Consider the following 16,228-nt stretch of genomic DNA (forward strand, 5'->3'; position numbering starts at 1 on the left):
GTGGAAAGTGATTTCGATTTTGTGATTCAGCGTTACTTTCGTTAAGTATCACTCACCGACAAAATCATTACCGGTCATCAATATTACGCCCAGCGTAAGCTTACTACCGACTTCTTTGGGTACCATCAGTGGTCAGGCTCCGTTGGTCCACAGTTGGATGCCCGTGCAGCGCAGATTGTGCGTCGTGATATTACTCCTGGATTTGTTGCCACCGAACTTATCTGCTGGCTGAATGAGAAAACTGTCCGGCCAGGATATTCAACGCTTCAGAAAATCATCAGTAAAGCGCTGTCAACGGAACGTTAGCGCCTTTCCGCGATACAGAAACACAAAGTGCACTGAACTCACTCTTCTGCGCGGATGATCCAGAACGTTATCATCGATGAGAAACTTCATCTGGACCAGGTTGTCTCCACGCTGGGGATGAAAGACATTACTCAGGGTGCTCTGATCCGCAAATGCCGTATGGCAAGCTCGCAAAATTTTGGCGGCTTCCGGCTCACAACCCTTAATGCGGATCAACATGCCCGTAGCGGATACAGTCAGTACAGCGTCAAAGGGGTTTTTACGGTACGGATACCAGCGTAACGTGGAGTCACCAGTTTGCGTCGGGATGGGGGACCAGTTTAATCGGCGACTATCGCTGGCTGGATAAAAATGCTGCGGACAGTCCTGTGATATTCCATCACAATGATGCCTCTCTGACGGCGGCGATAACCTATTCTTTCTGATAGCGTTTGGACCAACAGCATAAACCTGACTGCTACTGGTCCATCATATCCTGTGACGACTCACTAAGCCGTTGAAACAGGCGAGTAACAGCATCAGCCTTTATGGCATGCCACACGTTCATAGCCTGTCGGCGATGTTTTTGAAGCGGCTTTGCGCTTTCTGCTATTGATTTTAGGCAGCCAGATTTTGAACTGTTCAGCCAGCAGTCTCGCCTGTTGTTCATCAACCGTACGGCAAATAAAGAGCTTGCTCTTGGTTTGATGGGTCACATCGGTGGCGTAAATTTCATAGCTACTGCCGCGCTGATCGTACTCAATATCGGTGAAATGCATGTGTGGCCACAGGCCTGTTCTGACCTCAAACTTACTCAATTCCATATTTGTTACCGTTCTGTTATTACTATGATTAATGTCGTTATCCCTGGTCGGGCCAGTAACTGTAGAACAAATTAGGATTTGTGCCACCGCCGGACAAATTTTTTACCTGACATTCCATTCTGTTGTATAAAATCAACGCATTATCCTCAAATGAAGACGGCTTTTAAGGAGAAGACGATGATTGTAAGAACGTGGCACGGATGCGTTCCGTTAAAACATGCAGAAGGGTTTGCCAGACATCTTCAAAGGACCGGCGTTGAACACGCCAGCGCGACATCGGGAAACAAAGCCGCATTCGTCTATCAGGAAACACAGGGAGAGTGGCAACACTTCTTTCTGGCGACGTACTGGGAGGATTTAACTGCGGTGAAAAATTTTGCCGGTGAGAACTACCACGTCGCAGTGACCTGGCCGGATGATGAACAGTTTGGGTTAATCTCTGATCCTTACGTTTTTCAGCATCAGGTGGACGAGATCGTGCCGCTGTAGATGCTTAAAATGGGCTCTATTCATGAAGAGGAAATGTGTTTGTCAGGGGCGAATACTGGCCCTTTGATATTATAAAATCCTTAACTTGATGGGCCCATTATCATCCTGTTTATGCGACAGACCTTTCCACGGCTAGCTGGATTTTCCTTCTGAATACTGGCTCAAAATGGCATATCAATAACGCCATCAGCGATGCCTTGTGCCAGTCCTTCACATTTATTTCGTAAAACGAAAATGCAGGTAAATGGAGCCCATCTGGACTATTGAAACGCTGGTCATCACCCGTTTGATGGCATCAATATAGCCATAATAATAGTCATAACAGCCTTGCAATAACTGAGCATAATTATGTTCAGTCAGAGGAAAGCGGCAGACATAACCTTTGCCTGTGGTCCAGCCGAATTTTTTATATCCTGATTAATGTCTGAGGAGGCATTCGCCCCGTCTGATGCCTTCTTATCAGGCAAAATAATGGTCGTTCCACGAATCATTTCCTTCCATATATTTCCAGGTGATCGCCTGGTAACGCACTTCAACCATCAGCACCCACTGTTATTGGATAAAACGATATGCACCACCCTGTTTGGACACATCCAGACGTAGGAACGCGCCAGCGCGACGTCGTGAAATTAAGCAGCCGGAAACACAGGGAGAGTGGCAACACTTCTTCCTGGCGACGTACTGGGAGAATTTAACTGCGGTGAAAAGTTTGCTGCTGAGAACGACAACGTCGCAGTGACCTGCGTGATGATATGACGTTTGCGCTAACCTCGAATTTCAGTGCTGCGTCTGCTGAAAGTCCGTGCGTTTAACGGCTAAGGTGATCCACCGCCAGGCTGACAAAATCGCAGAAGATAGCCGTCAGGGTCCTGAACCAGGAATTCTTTCTGACATTCATATTGAGCGCCGGTGTGATAACAATTTTCGCGCAGGGGACGAAAGAGGGGCGTTCCGTGCGTAAGCAGTCGATTGTAGAGCGTGTCGATATCCGCTACTTCAATCTGAAAATTGATCTCCCGTCCCAGAGGTCGGGCCAATTTTGCGGTCTGCCAGCCTTCTTCATGCATCTGCTCAATCATTAACTGTGCTTCACCATAACACAAATAGGCGAAGTCCGGCTGAGCACGTCTTATCCTGACTTTCCAGCCGATAACGTCAACATAAAAAGCATAAGACGCGGCAAAGTCCGCGACGGTCAGCTCGGGAACCATAGGGTTCCAGTAGAGAGTATCAGCTACGTTTTCGGCGCACATGGTTACGGGTAACTTTATGTAAATAAATAAAATAATGCGACTTGCGTTTTTTTTCAGCAATTGCCGCAACGCTATTTGTTTAAATAACAACAGGATTCTGCCGTCTAACTTTCAACGATATCAAGGCTTCTGTCAACCACCGCATATACCGAACACGCCCCTCAAAATTCTCTTTTTAGTACCTTCACGCAACTGTCAAACATATCTGTTTATTTAAAGTGATTAGTCTGGTAAAAGTGATAAATATCATGTCAATTTGTTAATTACATAAGGTGTTTAATGTTCGGTTAAGGTTGCGGGCGTATGATTTGATACCGGTATGAAATAAAGGTTTTGCTAATAATTTATTTCACCAGGCAGATTTTAATGATTTTGCTTGTTTTTCGCGGATTTTGGCGATTTTTGATGAACGTATACGACATTTTGTTCATTATTTTATTTCAAAATTGCGCTCAATTTGCTGGAAAAATTGCAAAACAGTTTAAGGATATTACTTAATGGCATTTCTTCCGTTTTCACGACCTTCTTTGGGTGAAGCTGAACTGTCTGCAGTGCGTGATGTGTTTGCATCTGGATGGATTACTACCGGGCCAAAATGTGCCGAACTGGAACGTGCATTCTGCCAGCTGACCGGGAATCAATATGCTATTGCCGTGACGTCTGCAACAGCCGGTATGCATGTGATGTTAATGGCGCTGGGCATCAAGGCAGGTGATGAGGTCATTACCCCTTCGCTGACCTGGGTTTCTACTCTGAACATTATTACCTTGCTGGGCGCAACCCCGGTAATGATTGATATCGACGTTGATAATCTGATGGTAACGCCTGAGGCCATTGAAGCGGCGATAACCCCTAAGACCAAAGCCATCATCCCTGTCCATTACGCCGGCGCGCCCGCCGACATCGATGCCATTTATGCCATCGGTAAACGCCACGGGATTCCGGTCATCGAAGACGCCGCACATGCCGCAGGCACTTACTACAAAGGCCAGCATGTTGGTGGACATGGCAATGCGATTTTTTCTTTCCATGCAATCAAGAATATGACCTGTGCTGAGGGTGGGCTGGTCGTCACGGATGATGCCGCGCTTGCCGATCGAATTCGCAGCCTGAAGTTTCATGGTCTTGGCGTTGATGCCTTTGACAGACAAACCCACGGCCGTCAGCCACAGGCTGAAGTCATCATGCCTGGGTTCAAATACAACCTGCCTGATATCAGCGCAGCTATTGCGCTGGTCCAGCTCGAAAAGTTGCCTGAAATTAACCAGCGCCGGGCGGCCATTGCGCAACGCTATCTGGAGGCGCTCAAAGACACGCCGTTCAAACCGCTGGTTCCGCCAGCCTGGCAGCATCAACATGCCTGGCATCTGTTCATCATTCGTGTTGATGAGCAGGCATGCGGTTTCTCCCGTGATGCGCTGATGCAGAAGCTTAAAGATCAGGACATTGGAACCGGTCTCCATTTCCGGGCGGCGCATACTCACAAATATTACCGTGAACACTATCCGCACCTATCACTGCCCGCCACCGAGTGGAACAGCGAGCGTATATGTTCGATTCCGTTGTTTCCCGACATGACCGACGATGACGTTGAACGCGTTATCAGCGCACTACGTGGACTGACTGGGGTTTAAATGTTCGACGATAAAGAGATTGAAAAAGTATCGGTGGTTATCCCGGTCTATAACGAGCAGGAGAGTTTACCGGCGTTGATTCAGCGTACCAATGACGCCTGTAAAACCCTTAATCTGGACTATGAAATCCTGCTGGTCGATGACGGTAGTCAGGACGCCTCCGCCGTGATGATTGCGGATGCAGCTTCACTGCCGGACAGCCATATTGTGGCTGTATTGCTTAACCGAAATTACGGTCAGCACTCTGCCATTATGGCGGGCTTCAGCCATGTCAGTGGTGATTTGATTATCACGCTGGATGCAGATTTACAGAATCCCCCTGAAGAGATCCCGCGTCTGGTTGCTGCCGCTCAGGAAGGCTATGACGTTGTGGGAACCGTGCGCCAGAACCGTCAGGACAGCTGGTTCCGTCGTCAGGCCTCACGCACTATCAATCAGATGATTCAGCGCGTGACCGGCAAATCGATGGGCGATTATGGCTGCATGCTGCGGGCTTACCGCCGCCACATTATCGATGCCATGCTGAATTGCCACGAACGCAGTACGTTCATTCCGATTCTGGCTAACACCTTTGCACGGCGCACCATCGAATTACCCGTGACGCACGCTGAGCGTGAGCATGGCGATTCAAAATACAGCTTTATGCGCTTAATCAACCTGATGTACGACCTGGTGACCTGCCTCACCACCACACCACTGCGCATGCTGAGCGTCCTCGGCAGCCTGATCGCGCTGACGGGGTTTGCCTTTTCCCTGGTGTTGATTCTGCTTCGTCTGTGCTTTGGCGCAGCCTGGGCTGGTGATGGCGTCTTTATGCTGTTTGCCGTGCTGTTCATCTTCATAGGTGCACAGTTTATTGGCATGGGGCTGCTTGGCGAATATATCGGCCGTATCTACAACGATGTCCGTGCCAGACCTCGCTATTTTATTCAACGTGTTATCAATCCTCAGAAAGACCGTTCTGTACAGGAAACCGAGTAATGAAAACTATCGTCTTCGCTTATCACGACATGGGTTGTGCGGGCATCAATGCGCTGTTGAAAGCAGGTTACACTATCAGCGCCATCTATACCCATGCCGACACGGCGTCAGAAAATCACTTTTTTGGCTCAGTGGCGCGAATCGCGGCTGAAAATTCTATCCCGGTTTATGCTCCGGATGAAGTTAACCATCCTCTGTGGATCGATCGCATCAAATCGTCTGAACCCGATGTGATTTTCTCTTTCTATTACCGTAACCTGCTGTGCGATCAGATTCTGAACAGTGCGAAGCAGGGTGCCTTTAACCTTCACGGTTCACTGCTGCCAAAATATCGCGGACGCGCACCGTTAAACTGGGCGCTGGTTAACGGAGAAACCGAAACCGGTGTGACCTTACATCGCATGGTTAAAAAAGCGGACGCGGGCGAGATCATTGCTCAGCAGCGTGTTGCCATCGCCGATGAAGATAACGCACTAACGCTGCACCGCAAGCTGGTCGACTGCGCCACTGAGCTGCTGGAAAGCGCGTTGCCTGCCATGAAGCAGGGCAATATCGTCGGCACCGCGCAAAATGAAGCGGAAGCCACCGTAGTGGGTCGCCGCACGCCTGAAGATGGTCGGATTAACTGGGCATTGCCAGCCAGCCAAATCAATAATCTGGTTCGTGCGGTAACTGACCCATGGCCGGGTGCCTTTGCTTTTGCTGGCACCACCAAATTCGTGGTCTGGAAAGCAAAAGTATTATCTACTGCGCATAATGTCCGTCCTGGCACCGTGCTGTCTGCGGAGCCTTTCGTCGTTGCTTGCGGCGAGGGCGCACTGGAGATTCAGACCGGACAGACCGCCAACAGCGTTTACATGAACGGTATCCAGCTGGCTCAGCATCTTGGCATGGTGAATGGCGCGCTGCTGTATTCCCAGGCCGTTGCAGCCGTTAAACGTCGTACGCGTGTATTGATTCTGGGCGTAAACGGCTTTATCGGTAATCACCTGACCGAGCGTCTGTTGCAGGACGATAACTTTGAAGTGTTTGGCCTGGATATCGGTTCAGATGCGATTAGCCGCTTTGTCGGTCATCCGCGCTTCCAGTTCGTTGAAGGCGATATCAGTATTCACTCTGAATGGATCGAATATCACATCAAAAAATGTGATGTCATCCTGCCATTAGTGGCCATCGCGACACCGATCGAATATACCCGTAACCCGCTGCGCGTTTTCGAACTGGATTTTGAAGAAAACCTCAAAATCGTGCGTGATTGCGTCAAGTACGGCAAACGCATCATTTTCCCATCGACGTCTGAAGTGTACGGCATGTGTACCGATGCAAACTTCGATGAGGATCACTCCAATCTGGTTGTCGGCCCGATTAATAAACAGCGCTGGATTTACTCCGTTTCCAAGCAGCTGCTGGACCGCGTCATCTGGGCTTATGGTGAAAAACAAGGGCTACGCTTTACCCTGTTCCGTCCTTTCAACTGGATGGGCCCGCGCCTGGACAACCTGAATGCGGCGCGCATCGGCAGTTCACGCGCCATCACACAACTGATCTTAAACCTGGTGGAAGGATCGCCGATCAAGCTGTTTGATGGTGGTCGTCAGAAACGTTGCTTTACCGATATCAGCGACGGTGTAGAAGCGCTGTTTAAAATTATTGAGAACAAAAACAATAATTGCGACGGACAAATCATCAACATCGGTAATCCGGATAACGAAGCGAGTATCAAAGAGCTGGCCGAACGCCTGCTGGAAAGCTTTGAACGTCATCCGCTGCGTGCCAGCTTCCCACCGTTTGCCGGTTTCCGCGAAGTGGAAAGCAGCAGCTATTACGGTAAGGGCTATCAGGATGTTGAACACCGTAAGCCATCCATCCGTAATGCAAAACGCCTGCTCGGCTGGACACCAACTGTGGAAATGAACACCACGATTGATAACACACTCGACTTCTTCCTGCGTACCGTTGAGCTTCAGGACGACAAGGAATGAAGAAAGTTGGTCTGCGTGTTGATGTAGATACCTGGCGCGGGACAAAACTTGGCGTCCCCGCGCTCCTGGATCTGTTCAATAAACATGATCTTCAGGCGTCGTTTTTCTTTAGTGTCGGACCCGACAACATGGGACGCCATTTATGGCGTCTGATGAAACCGCGCTTTCTGTGGAAAATGCTGCGCTCACGCGCAGCATCACTTTATGGCTGGGACATTCTGTTAGCCGGAACGGCCTGGCCAGGAAAGCGGATCGGGGCAGGGATGAGCGATATCATTCGCTCAACCGCCGATCGCCATGAGGTCGGTCTACATGCCTGGGATCATTTTGCCTGGCAAACCTGGGCCGGCGTCTGGAAAGAGCCGCAGCTCATTCAGCAGATAGCCATGGGCCGCGACGCGCTGGAGGCGATAACCGGTCAGCCAGTGACCTGCTCAGCAGTGGCTGGCTGGCGGGCAGATGGTCGGGTTATTCAGGCTAAAGAAACCTTTGGCTTTCAGTACAACAGCGACTGCCGCGGGACGGCGCCCTTTCGACCGCAGTTAAGAAACGGCGAACTGGGTACGGTCCAGATCCCCGTCACGTTACCGACATGGGATGAAGTGGTCGGACCCACGCTCAGTGCCGAGCGTTTCAACGATTATATTCTGGAAAAAATCCAGGCTGATCAGGGCACGCCGGTTTATACCATTCATGCCGAAGTGGAAGGTATTAGTCAGCTTGATGCTTTTGATACGTTGTTGCAGCGTGCCCGTGCGCAAGGAATACAGTTTTGCCCACTGAGCGAACTCTTACCTGAAAACCTTGATACTTTACCGGTGGGTAAGGTTGTTCGTGGTCATATCGCTGGCCGGGAAGGCTGGTTGGGTTGTGAGAATTTAACAAGGTAAGCACCATGACTGCCACCAAAAAGACCCTTTTACTGGTTTCACTTTTTATCCTCTATTATTTAGTTCCTCTGGAGTTCCGTAACCTTTGGCAGCCTGATGAATCACGCTATGCCGAGATCAGCCGTGAAATGCTGCAAAACGGTAACTGGATTACGCCCCACTTCTTTGGTCTACGTTATTTTGAAAAACCTATAGCGGGTTACTGGATCAATACCGTGGGTCAGGCCATTTTTGGTCACAATAACTTTGCGGTCAGGATTGGTTCCGTCTTTTCTGTGCTGATGAGCGCGGTATTAATTTACTGGCTGGGATGCCGTATTTTTGTCCAGCGTAGCGTTGCTTTAACGGGCAGCGTCATCTTTTTAACGTCCCTGCTGGTTTACAGCATTGGCAGCTATGCTGTGCTGGACCCGATGCTGACGCTGTGGATGGTGGCTGCCATGTGCAGCTACTGGTTTGCCACTGAGGCGCAAAACACCCGGCAACGTATCGTACGTTACCTGTTGTTGGGGCTGGCCTGCGGCATGGGTTTTATGACCAAAGGTTTTCTGGCGCTGGCCGTGCCGGTACTGGCTATCCTGCCGTGGGCCGTCTGGAATCAGCGTTTCCGCGAACTGATTATCTATGGCCCCCTTGCCATAATCAGTGCGGCGTTAATCAGCGCGCCCTGGGCGATAGCCATTCAGCAACAGCAGCCTGATTTCTGGCATTACTTCTTTTGGGTTGAGCATATTCAGCGGTTTGCCGAAGATAATGCGCAGCACAAAGCCCCTTTCTGGTATTACCTGCCTGTTCTGGTTGCCGGCTCACTGCCCTGGCTGGCGCTGCTGCCGGGGGCATTGCGGTCGGGCTGGCGTGAACGTAAGCAGTCCCCGGGTGCAGTTTATCTTCTGAGTTGGGTTGTTATTCCTCTGGTGTTTTTCAGTATTGCAAAAGGCAAACTGCCAACGTATATCTTGCCCTGCTTTGCGCCACTGGCCTTGCTGATGGCTGAGTATGCCTGGCAAAAGGCCCGCAATCACACGCGCGTGTTTAAAGTCAACGCGTGGATCAATGTCCTCTTTGGTAGCGTCTGCGTCGTGGCGTTGTTAGTGGTCTTTGCGCCCTGGGGATTAAGCCATCGACCTCTTTATGGTTCACACCAACTGCTGGCATTGACGATGGCCGTGCTGTCCTTTGCCGGCTGGGCCATCGTGGGCGTTTTCAGCCTGAAATCGCCACAACATCGTTGGCTGGCCGCGGCACTGTGTCCTTTAACGTTGGCGCTGTGTGTCGGCTCGGCCATCCCTGAAGGGGTTGAAAACACCAAGCAGCCGCAGGTGTTTATTCGCAGTATTGAAAGCAGCCTTGCTAACAGCCGCTATATCTTAAGTGATAATTCGGGTGTGTCATCGGCGATTGCCTGGACAATGAAACGCAGCGATATCATTGCATACAGTGAAAAAGGCGAACTGCAATATGGCTTAAGCTTCCCTGACGCACGATCAGCCTATGTCAGCAGCGAAGATTTCCCCCAGTGGCTTCAGGCGCACCGTAAACAGGGCAATGTCTCGCTTATTATGATGCTGGATCGAGGAGAAGCTACACCAACAGATTTGCCGCCAGCGGATGCCGTTTATCGCAACGGTCGGATGCTTCTGTTGCAATATAACGCGGCGGAGTAGCCGTGAGCCTGTTGTTGGTCTTACTGACCAGCCTGCTGACCTGCGCGGGTCAGCTCTGCCAAAAGCAGGCGGCGCGTCAAACAAACCGGGCTAAACTCACCGGCTGGCTGATTGCCAGCCTGGCGATGTTGGGCCTGGGGATGATCGTCTGGTTGTTGGTGCTGCAGCGTTTACCGGTAAGCCTGGCGTACCCGATGCTGAGTATCAACTTCATCTTAGTAGCGCTGGCTGCACGCTTTATCTGGCATGAAAAAATGACCCGCTGGCAATGGGCTGGCACCGTCCTGATTGTCGCGGGCGTCGCTATCATAGGGAGTTATGCATGACGGGCTATCTGCTGGCAATGTGTAGCGTTTTACTGGTGACGGCTGCTCAGTTGATGCTGCGCTGGGCAATGCACCAGTTGCCCGCGTTGTCTCTGCTAATGACGCACTATTCCCTTCACTGGCTACCGCTGCTGGTATTGTGCGGCGGATTAACGGCTTATGCCTGCTCAATGGTGTGCTGGTTTTTAGCATTACGCCATCTACCGCTGAGTCGGGCTTATCCGCTGCTAAGCATCAGTTACGTACTGGTATGGCTCCTGGCTATCAGCCTTCCGCTGTTCGCTGAGCCATTCCATGCAGGCGCGATGGCGGGCGTGTTTCTGATATTGGCCGGATTACTCTGTATGTGCGTTAAACCTGGAAAAACAGCCTGAGTACCGCTCTGTCTCTCGGCAGATAAATCAGCCTTGCTGTTGGCTAATGGCAGGGCGCTTTTGCTGGACATTAGGCAGCGAGAGGGCGGGAGCAAAGCGACGCTTTGGCCGCGCAGTCAGCATATTCGGATGGAGAAGGGCGCTTTCGCCTGAATGATACGGAGAAGGGATTGATCTTCTTTGTTCAACGGGAATCAGACGGGCTGGACAGTCATGCTGACTGTAGATGCGTCAGGAAGGTAAACGCCGGCATAAAGCCGGCGTTTGTTTTAGCAAGGATCAGAAAGTCTCCCAGTTACCTTCTGCCGTGCTGGGCTGACGTGGAGAGATCAGCGTCTTAGGTGCAGACTTCGGTGCGCTGTGGCTGATGGCCAAACCACTTCTGTTCGCAGGCACACGGAAGACAGCGACGGTTTTCTCCAGCTCTTCCGCCTGAGATTCCAGCGAGCTGGCGGCGGCTGAAGACTCTTCAACCAGCGCGGCGTTTTGCTGCGTTGTCGTATCCATCTCCGTCATGGCCTGAGCTATTTGCGATATTCCGCGGTTTTGCTCATCGGAGGCTGCAGCGATTTCACTCATGATGTCCTTCACCTGGGTCACAGACAGTACAATCTCATCCATTGTGCTTCCCGCCTGATCGACCAGCGTTGAGCCTTCATTAACGCGGTTCAGCGAATCACGAATCAGTGTTTCGATTTCCTTCGCCGCAACGGAACTGCGCTGAGCAAGGTTTCTGACTTCGCCTGCCACGACCGCAAAACCACGGCCCTGTTCACCGGCTCGTGCCGCTTCAACAGCCGCGTTGAGTGCCAGAATATTCGTCTGGAAGGAGATCCCATTGATGACGCTGATGATTTCACCAATTTTACCCGAACTGGTCGTAATACCTTGCATGGTGGTGACAACGTTACGGATGATGTCACCGCCTCGCCCAGCGTTCACAGACGCTTCCGTTGCCAGTTGGCTGGCGTGGTGGGCGTTCTCGGCATTTTGCTTCACGGTTGAGGTTAACTCTTCCATGCTGGCCGCAGTTTGCACCACGGCAGCAGACTGCTGTTCAGTGCGCGATGACAAATCCATATTACCGGCGGCGATCTCAGAGGAAGCGCGTGCCACGCTGTTCACACCGTCGCGCACGTTGGTGATGATGTTTTGCAGGCTCTCATTCATCACACTGACGGCCTGCATTAACTGCCCGAGTTCATCACGACGCGTGGTTGAAAGCGTAGCAGTGAGATCGCCTTCAGAGATACGTTGGGCGACGCTCAAGGTTTCTTTTAGCGGAACAGTAATTGAGACGGTGATGCGCCAGGCCACTAACAAGCTAAGCAGAACACAAATAGCCGCAACGATTGCGATCTGGCTTTCAGCGCTACGTAATGCGTCAGCGGATTCAGACGCCTGATAGTTAAAGAGTCCAGCCACATATCCATTCAGCTTTTCTGCTGTAGCACTGAGCTCCGTCGATGCCGTTGATTCCTTACCCATGGCGGCAATGTAATCCACGAAAGCCTGTTTAAGTTTCGCTAAATCCGTTTTTTGCGTATTCAACACCGCCTGGATTTCGGGGACAGAAAGCGCTAACAACTGAGCACGTATCTGTTCGACAGAGGTAATGTTGCCATAAATTTCGGTCTTGCTGGACTCACTGGGTTTATCAATAAAGCGTTCTACATCACCCGCAATTTCCTTGAGGAGTGAGGACAACCGCAATACCTGTAGCATCGCTTCGGGCTGAGCGGAAAGATTCAGCCCATCAAGGCTTTGTCCAAGAGAGAGGAGATCATTATCCTGAATCAACGTAGCCGCCGCTGAGGAGCTTTTCGCCGCACTGTAAAATGCCTGCCGCAGCGTCTGATAGTTTTGTATAGCGGTGCCTAATACACTGAGTTGTTCTTTGCCTTCGGTGTTCCAGTCAAATTTTTTCAGCTTATCAAAGTGGGTGCTTAACTGGTTGAGTGCACTGGCGTTAACCTGAGCATATTGATCATCTTTAGTATATTGATACAGCAGACGGTTCGTGCGTGCCTTGCTGAGAGCATTGACCATATCAACAGTAATATCCTGCTTTGCTGCATTCTCTTTGATGCTTTGAAAGCCTTTAAACGCTAAGAGAGCAATAGCCAGAGTGGCAACAATCAGCACACAAAAACTCAACCCCAGCTTTTTACCCATTTTCATATCGGAAAACGTACGCGTAATAGACATAATTTCACCCTGATAGGCCGATACAGAATTATTATTTTGCAGTCTGTATTTACACCACACTGCTTAATAAAACTTATCGACTGTCACAATGAAAACTTTAAAGACATTTTGAAATATAAATTCACAATTGTGACATGAATGCATTTATGTGGATTTTTATGGCTATTTCAGGCTTTGGTGTTAATAGTAAGGGCCAGGATAGTTAGGGAGCGAATAATTTATGGCGAATTTTTGCTGACATACTTTTACATTTATGGCCAATGTAAGCATAAATATTTAATATGATCTTAAGCGGAAGCCAAACTAATAATTTTATTAATATCAATAACATACATATAAATCCGTGCTCCATCAGTAAATTAACAGCTTAAAGCCTTAATAATCACTGGTGAAACCGAATCATTCACAAAAGATACGTTAACTTCTCTTAACATGTGTTAGCTGTTATGTAGCATTCTGGTTATAATTTGTATTAGTTAATTACAGAGATTAAATAATATTTCACCGACACTCCATCTATGAGAGGGACGTTTAATCTGATTAATCTTTTTCAACTATTTGGAAACAGGCTAACCAAACATGCAATATATGACCTTTCTTCTTGCTGCGTTAATTTTTTGCGGCTCTGCTGCTGCTGCCCCGTCGGCGTCAGAACCCGTTTCGCAACTCTCGCGTGCGCTTCATGAGAGAATGTTATTAATGAAGGATGTCGCCGCCTTCAAAAAAACCCACAATAAGCCGATTGAAGACCTGGCGCGAGAGCAGGATGTACTGGCAGAAGCCAAGGAGAAATCGGCACAAGCCGGGCTTGATCCGCAGTCCGTGACGGTGTTTTTTCAGGGTTTAATGGATGCCAGCAAAGCGATTCAGTATCGCTATCTGGCTGACTGGTTGGGCGCACCTCATTCCGTGCCGCCCGCAAAAGATCTGGCAGACCTGAGGAAGCAAATTAACCTGTTAGACGGACAAATTTTGCAAGCCATCAATCAGCAACTGTCACAGGGTGGTTTCACAAAAGATGAGCTGACCCATCTGCATCAGCAACTCAACGTCCAGCATCTGACGGATAACGATATCAACCACGTTTTACAGGGGCTTGAGCAAATCAAACTCAAAGGCTAACGCGTCGCAACGGGCCGACAAGCACGTTGAATACTTATGAACGCCTTCTCATACTTTTCGCAATGCCATCGTTAACACGCTATCCGCCCGTTAAGGCGGATAGCGTAAAATGTCGCCCGGTTAATTAGCCTGGCGGCTCTTATCACTTATTGTCCTAAATCGTAAATAGCGCGCCTTATCATGCTCAGCCTGTCGGGCGAGATAACGTACCCGGAAAATATCGTGCCGCGTGATCACCCCAACCACCTTGCCAGATTGTGGCACCGTCACGACGACAATACCGATTTCCTGATCTGCAATCTGACTGCACACCGTATCCGGGCAGGTACTGACAGGTTTTTCATCTTCCACCAGATCTTGCCAACGACTGTCTGGTGACTTGTTCTGCCTTTGCCAGTGAGTCCTGTCTTTACGCGACACTACAGATAAAAACACGACCACCGGGTAATGATGATGTGCATGGCGATCTGACATCCGTTCAATGACCTCACTCAGCGTGAGCGATGCATCCAACGTCGCGGGCGACGTTGACATAATTTGCCGGGCTTTTGTGGTTTCTGGCGTATCGGTCGTATATTCCTGCTCTATTTGCGTGCGATGACACCGATGATAAGACGGTGCGGCCAGAATATGCAGCGCGTTGGCATTTCCCGACATCGGGTTTTCAGCAAATGAAAACTGTTTGTACCAGAACACATTCGTCATCAGTGCAATGAGCTTAAGCAAGGCAATGGCACCGAAAGCATTACCCGCGCCTGGCAGCAATCCCCTTAAAGTCAGTATAATGACGCGTTTCGTTACAGTGTGGTCGGCTAATTTGAGCCTGGCAGGTAAATCGACAGCGAGCTCCTGCATAATGTCTTCCTAAGCAAGGTAAAGGCGGGGAATTTACATCGCATCGCGACCTGGATTTAATGACAAAAGGTTATTGCATGTCACAGCCGAAGATGAAAGATGCTGATTACGCTTTACTGGCAAACTTTCGCGCGACGTTACGCACGTTTATCGCGTTTAGTGAAAGTCAGGCTCGCAGCGTTGGGTTAACACCACAGCAGCATCAGGCACTGCTGACCATTCGCGGTTCAGGAGCGGCAACCGCGACGGTGGGGTACGTTGCCGAGCGGCTGATTTTAAAACCGCACAGCGCATCAGGACTGATTAGTCGGCTGGAGGAAGCGGGGTTGATTACCCGCGAAGCGGATGCCGCCGATCAACGTAGGATGGCCCTAAAATTAACGCCTCAGGCAGAAGGCTTGCTTGAGGCGCTGTCTCTGGCGCATATAGAAGAGTTGAAAACCTTAAAGCCCTTGCTGGTGAATCTGGTCGATGATTTTGGTGGCTAAAACAGCGTTAAACGTGGCGGCAGAATAGCGGCGTGTTTCACCGTAAACAGTCGATATATTTCTGTGCAGATTGCATCACGACCTGTTTCGCATTGGGCGCAATGTCGCGTCCTTCAAACGCACTGTAAAGCCGTTCGAAATCATAGGACTCAAGGCGGGCGGCGATGTCGCTGATTTTAGCCGCCGGCAAAGGGAGCATATTGGGGTAACTCCACATGAAGGAGACGGCGTTCGCGCCAGCCGTGACCTGCACGACATCGCCTGACAGTAATACGCCATCGTCTTTCGCCCAGTGCAGCACCGTGCCACCGTCGAAATGCCCTCCTAAACGTAACAGTGTCACTTCAGGCATGATTTCTTTGGCCTCGCCCTCCCATAACCGCAGGTACGGACTGTCGCGCATAATCCACTCGCTATCGCTGGCGTGCAGATAAATCGGCGCATCAAAAGCCGCCGCCCAGTCTTGCATCGTGCTGTAGTAATGAGGATGAGAAATAGCGATCGCACTAAGGCCGCCAAGGGCGCGAACAATATCAATCGTCGCATCATCAAGGTTAGGTATGCAGTCCCAGAGGACGTTGCCCTGTGTGCCTTTCACTAAAAAAGCGCGCTGATCGATGGCAAATCCTGGCACCGTTTTCAGGCTCAACAAGGCTTTTTCATGCTGATACCATTTATTGCTGTGGCCTGCGTGCAGTGCCTCAGGTGAAATCCATTGTTGCCCCTGTTTAGGGACATACTGACGTTCATCTTCACAAATTTTACAGTGCGCGATCTGAACATCCAGCTGTTGATAAGACGTGCCGCATGTGAGGCAAATTTTAATCATCACGGTCGCTCCCGTTAACCATTC

18 protein-coding genes and 1 pseudogene are annotated in these 16,228 nt (G+C 50.2%); 13 read left to right on the forward strand and 6 right to left on the reverse strand.

The genetic code is table 11. From position 1 onward, the window contains the following. Positions 1-66 precede the first annotated feature (66 nt). Genes QNH99_RS21805 through QNH99_RS21815 form a run of 3 tightly spaced genes read left to right on the forward strand, consistent with a single transcriptional unit; the run spans position 67 to position 731 of the window. Positions 67-306 (forward strand): DUF4158 domain-containing protein, encoded by a 240-nt coding sequence (locus QNH99_RS21805; protein WP_410517770.1) that lies wholly within the window; start codon positions 67-69, stop codon positions 304-306. Between the two features lie 54 nt (positions 307-360). Then, positions 361-588 carry a hypothetical protein gene (locus QNH99_RS21810; RefSeq protein ID WP_410517757.1) on the forward strand — a complete coding sequence of 76 codons (228 nt, stop codon included), beginning with the start codon at positions 361-363 and terminating at the stop codon, positions 586-588. After that, a complete protein-coding gene (locus QNH99_RS21815) occupies positions 537-731 on the forward strand; it encodes a MipA/OmpV family protein (protein WP_410517771.1) in 195 nt (64 codons plus the stop codon). Before QNH99_RS21810 ends, QNH99_RS21815 begins: the two co-directional genes overlap by 52 nt. A 93-nt stretch (positions 732-824) precedes the next feature. Here the strand turns inward: QNH99_RS21815 and QNH99_RS21820 are convergent, their stop codons facing one another. Beyond that, complete coding sequence (locus QNH99_RS21820) at positions 825-1,109, reverse strand: hypothetical protein (protein ID WP_063876912.1); 285 nt, start codon at positions 1,107-1,109, stop codon at positions 825-827. A gap of 177 nt (positions 1,110-1,286) precedes the next feature. On the opposite strand from QNH99_RS21820, the gene QNH99_RS21825 reads away from it, so the two are divergent. Then, positions 1,287-1,598, forward strand: coding sequence for a hypothetical protein (locus QNH99_RS21825; RefSeq protein ID WP_063876911.1), 312 nt, complete (start codon positions 1,287-1,289; stop codon positions 1,596-1,598). A 161-nt stretch (positions 1,599-1,759) separates the two neighbouring features. Here the strand turns inward: QNH99_RS21825 and QNH99_RS21830 are convergent. Both QNH99_RS21830 and QNH99_RS21835 read right to left on the reverse strand, forming a co-directional pair. Continuing rightward, a pseudogene (locus tag QNH99_RS21830) lies at positions 1,760-1,958 on the reverse strand (hypothetical protein). Between the two features lie 455 nt (positions 1,959-2,413). Continuing rightward, the gene (locus QNH99_RS21835) at positions 2,414-2,809 is read right to left on the reverse strand and encodes a bleomycin resistance protein (RefSeq protein WP_109717660.1); all 396 of its coding nucleotides are present in this window, start codon (positions 2,807-2,809) and stop codon (positions 2,414-2,416) included. 539 nt (positions 2,810-3,348) lie between these two features. On the opposite strand from QNH99_RS21835, the gene arnB reads away from it, so the two are divergent. The 7 genes from arnB to arnF are packed head-to-tail and all read left to right on the forward strand — an operon-like array spanning position 3,349 to position 10,702. Beyond that, positions 3,349-4,485, forward strand: coding sequence for a UDP-4-amino-4-deoxy-L-arabinose aminotransferase (gene arnB / locus QNH99_RS21840; RefSeq protein WP_410517758.1), 1,137 nt, complete (start codon positions 3,349-3,351; stop codon positions 4,483-4,485). Continuing rightward, positions 4,486-5,466, forward strand: a complete 981-nt coding sequence (gene arnC, locus QNH99_RS21845) for an undecaprenyl-phosphate 4-deoxy-4-formamido-L-arabinose transferase (protein ID WP_096011598.1) — start codon at positions 4,486-4,488, stop codon at positions 5,464-5,466. Next, a complete protein-coding gene (arnA, locus tag QNH99_RS21850; RefSeq protein ID WP_063876908.1) occupies positions 5,466-7,448 on the forward strand; it encodes a bifunctional UDP-4-amino-4-deoxy-L-arabinose formyltransferase/UDP-glucuronic acid oxidase ArnA in 1,983 nt (660 codons plus the stop codon). Before arnC ends, arnA begins: the two co-directional genes overlap by 1 nt. Next, entirely contained in the window at positions 7,445-8,338 is an 894-nt protein-coding gene (gene arnD, locus QNH99_RS21855; protein ID WP_241568007.1) for a 4-deoxy-4-formamido-L-arabinose-phosphoundecaprenol deformylase, read from the forward strand. The genes arnA and arnD overlap by 4 nt, the downstream gene beginning before the upstream one ends. Before the next feature lie 5 nt (positions 8,339-8,343). Further along, positions 8,344-10,002, forward strand: a complete 1,659-nt coding sequence (arnT, locus tag QNH99_RS21860) for a lipid IV(A) 4-amino-4-deoxy-L-arabinosyltransferase (protein WP_256852803.1) — start codon at positions 8,344-8,346, stop codon at positions 10,000-10,002. A 2-nt stretch (positions 10,003-10,004) separates the two neighbouring features. Then, positions 10,005-10,328 carry a 4-amino-4-deoxy-L-arabinose-phosphoundecaprenol flippase subunit ArnE gene (gene arnE / locus QNH99_RS21865; protein ID WP_063876905.1) on the forward strand — a complete coding sequence of 108 codons (324 nt, stop codon included), beginning with the start codon at positions 10,005-10,007 and terminating at the stop codon, positions 10,326-10,328. Continuing rightward, positions 10,325-10,702, forward strand: coding sequence for a 4-amino-4-deoxy-L-arabinose-phosphoundecaprenol flippase subunit ArnF (gene arnF, locus QNH99_RS21870; protein ID WP_410517759.1), 378 nt, complete (start codon positions 10,325-10,327; stop codon positions 10,700-10,702). The genes arnE and arnF overlap by 4 nt, the downstream gene beginning before the upstream one ends. 279 nt (positions 10,703-10,981) lie before the next feature. On the opposite strand, the gene QNH99_RS21875 is transcribed toward arnF, so the two are convergent. Then, a complete protein-coding gene (locus QNH99_RS21875; protein ID WP_410517760.1) occupies positions 10,982-12,910 on the reverse strand; it encodes a methyl-accepting chemotaxis protein in 1,929 nt (642 codons plus the stop codon). 588 nt (positions 12,911-13,498) lie between these two features. Between QNH99_RS21875 and QNH99_RS21880 the strand changes: the two genes are divergently transcribed. Next, positions 13,499-14,032, forward strand: coding sequence for a chorismate mutase (locus QNH99_RS21880; protein ID WP_244915473.1), 534 nt, complete (start codon positions 13,499-13,501; stop codon positions 14,030-14,032). Positions 14,033-14,152: 120 nt separating this feature from the next. Here the strand turns inward: QNH99_RS21880 and QNH99_RS21885 are convergent, their stop codons facing one another. Continuing rightward, the gene (locus tag QNH99_RS21885) at positions 14,153-14,887 is read right to left on the reverse strand and encodes an HPP family protein (protein WP_410517761.1); all 735 of its coding nucleotides are present in this window, start codon (positions 14,885-14,887) and stop codon (positions 14,153-14,155) included. 77 nt (positions 14,888-14,964) lie between these two features. Between QNH99_RS21885 and QNH99_RS21890 the strand changes: the two genes are divergently transcribed. Further along, complete coding sequence (locus QNH99_RS21890; RefSeq protein ID WP_063876901.1) at positions 14,965-15,375, forward strand: MarR family winged helix-turn-helix transcriptional regulator; 411 nt, start codon at positions 14,965-14,967, stop codon at positions 15,373-15,375. 37 nt (positions 15,376-15,412) lie between these two features. On the opposite strand, the gene QNH99_RS21895 is transcribed toward QNH99_RS21890, so the two are convergent. After that, a complete protein-coding gene (locus tag QNH99_RS21895; protein ID WP_410517762.1) occupies positions 15,413-16,204 on the reverse strand; it encodes an MBL fold metallo-hydrolase in 792 nt (263 codons plus the stop codon). Positions 16,205-16,228 lie beyond the last annotated feature (24 nt).

The organism is Pantoea allii (genome assembly GCF_046529425.1).
In the GTDB taxonomy this organism is placed as follows: domain Bacteria; phylum Pseudomonadota; class Gammaproteobacteria; order Enterobacterales; family Enterobacteriaceae; genus Pantoea; species Pantoea allii.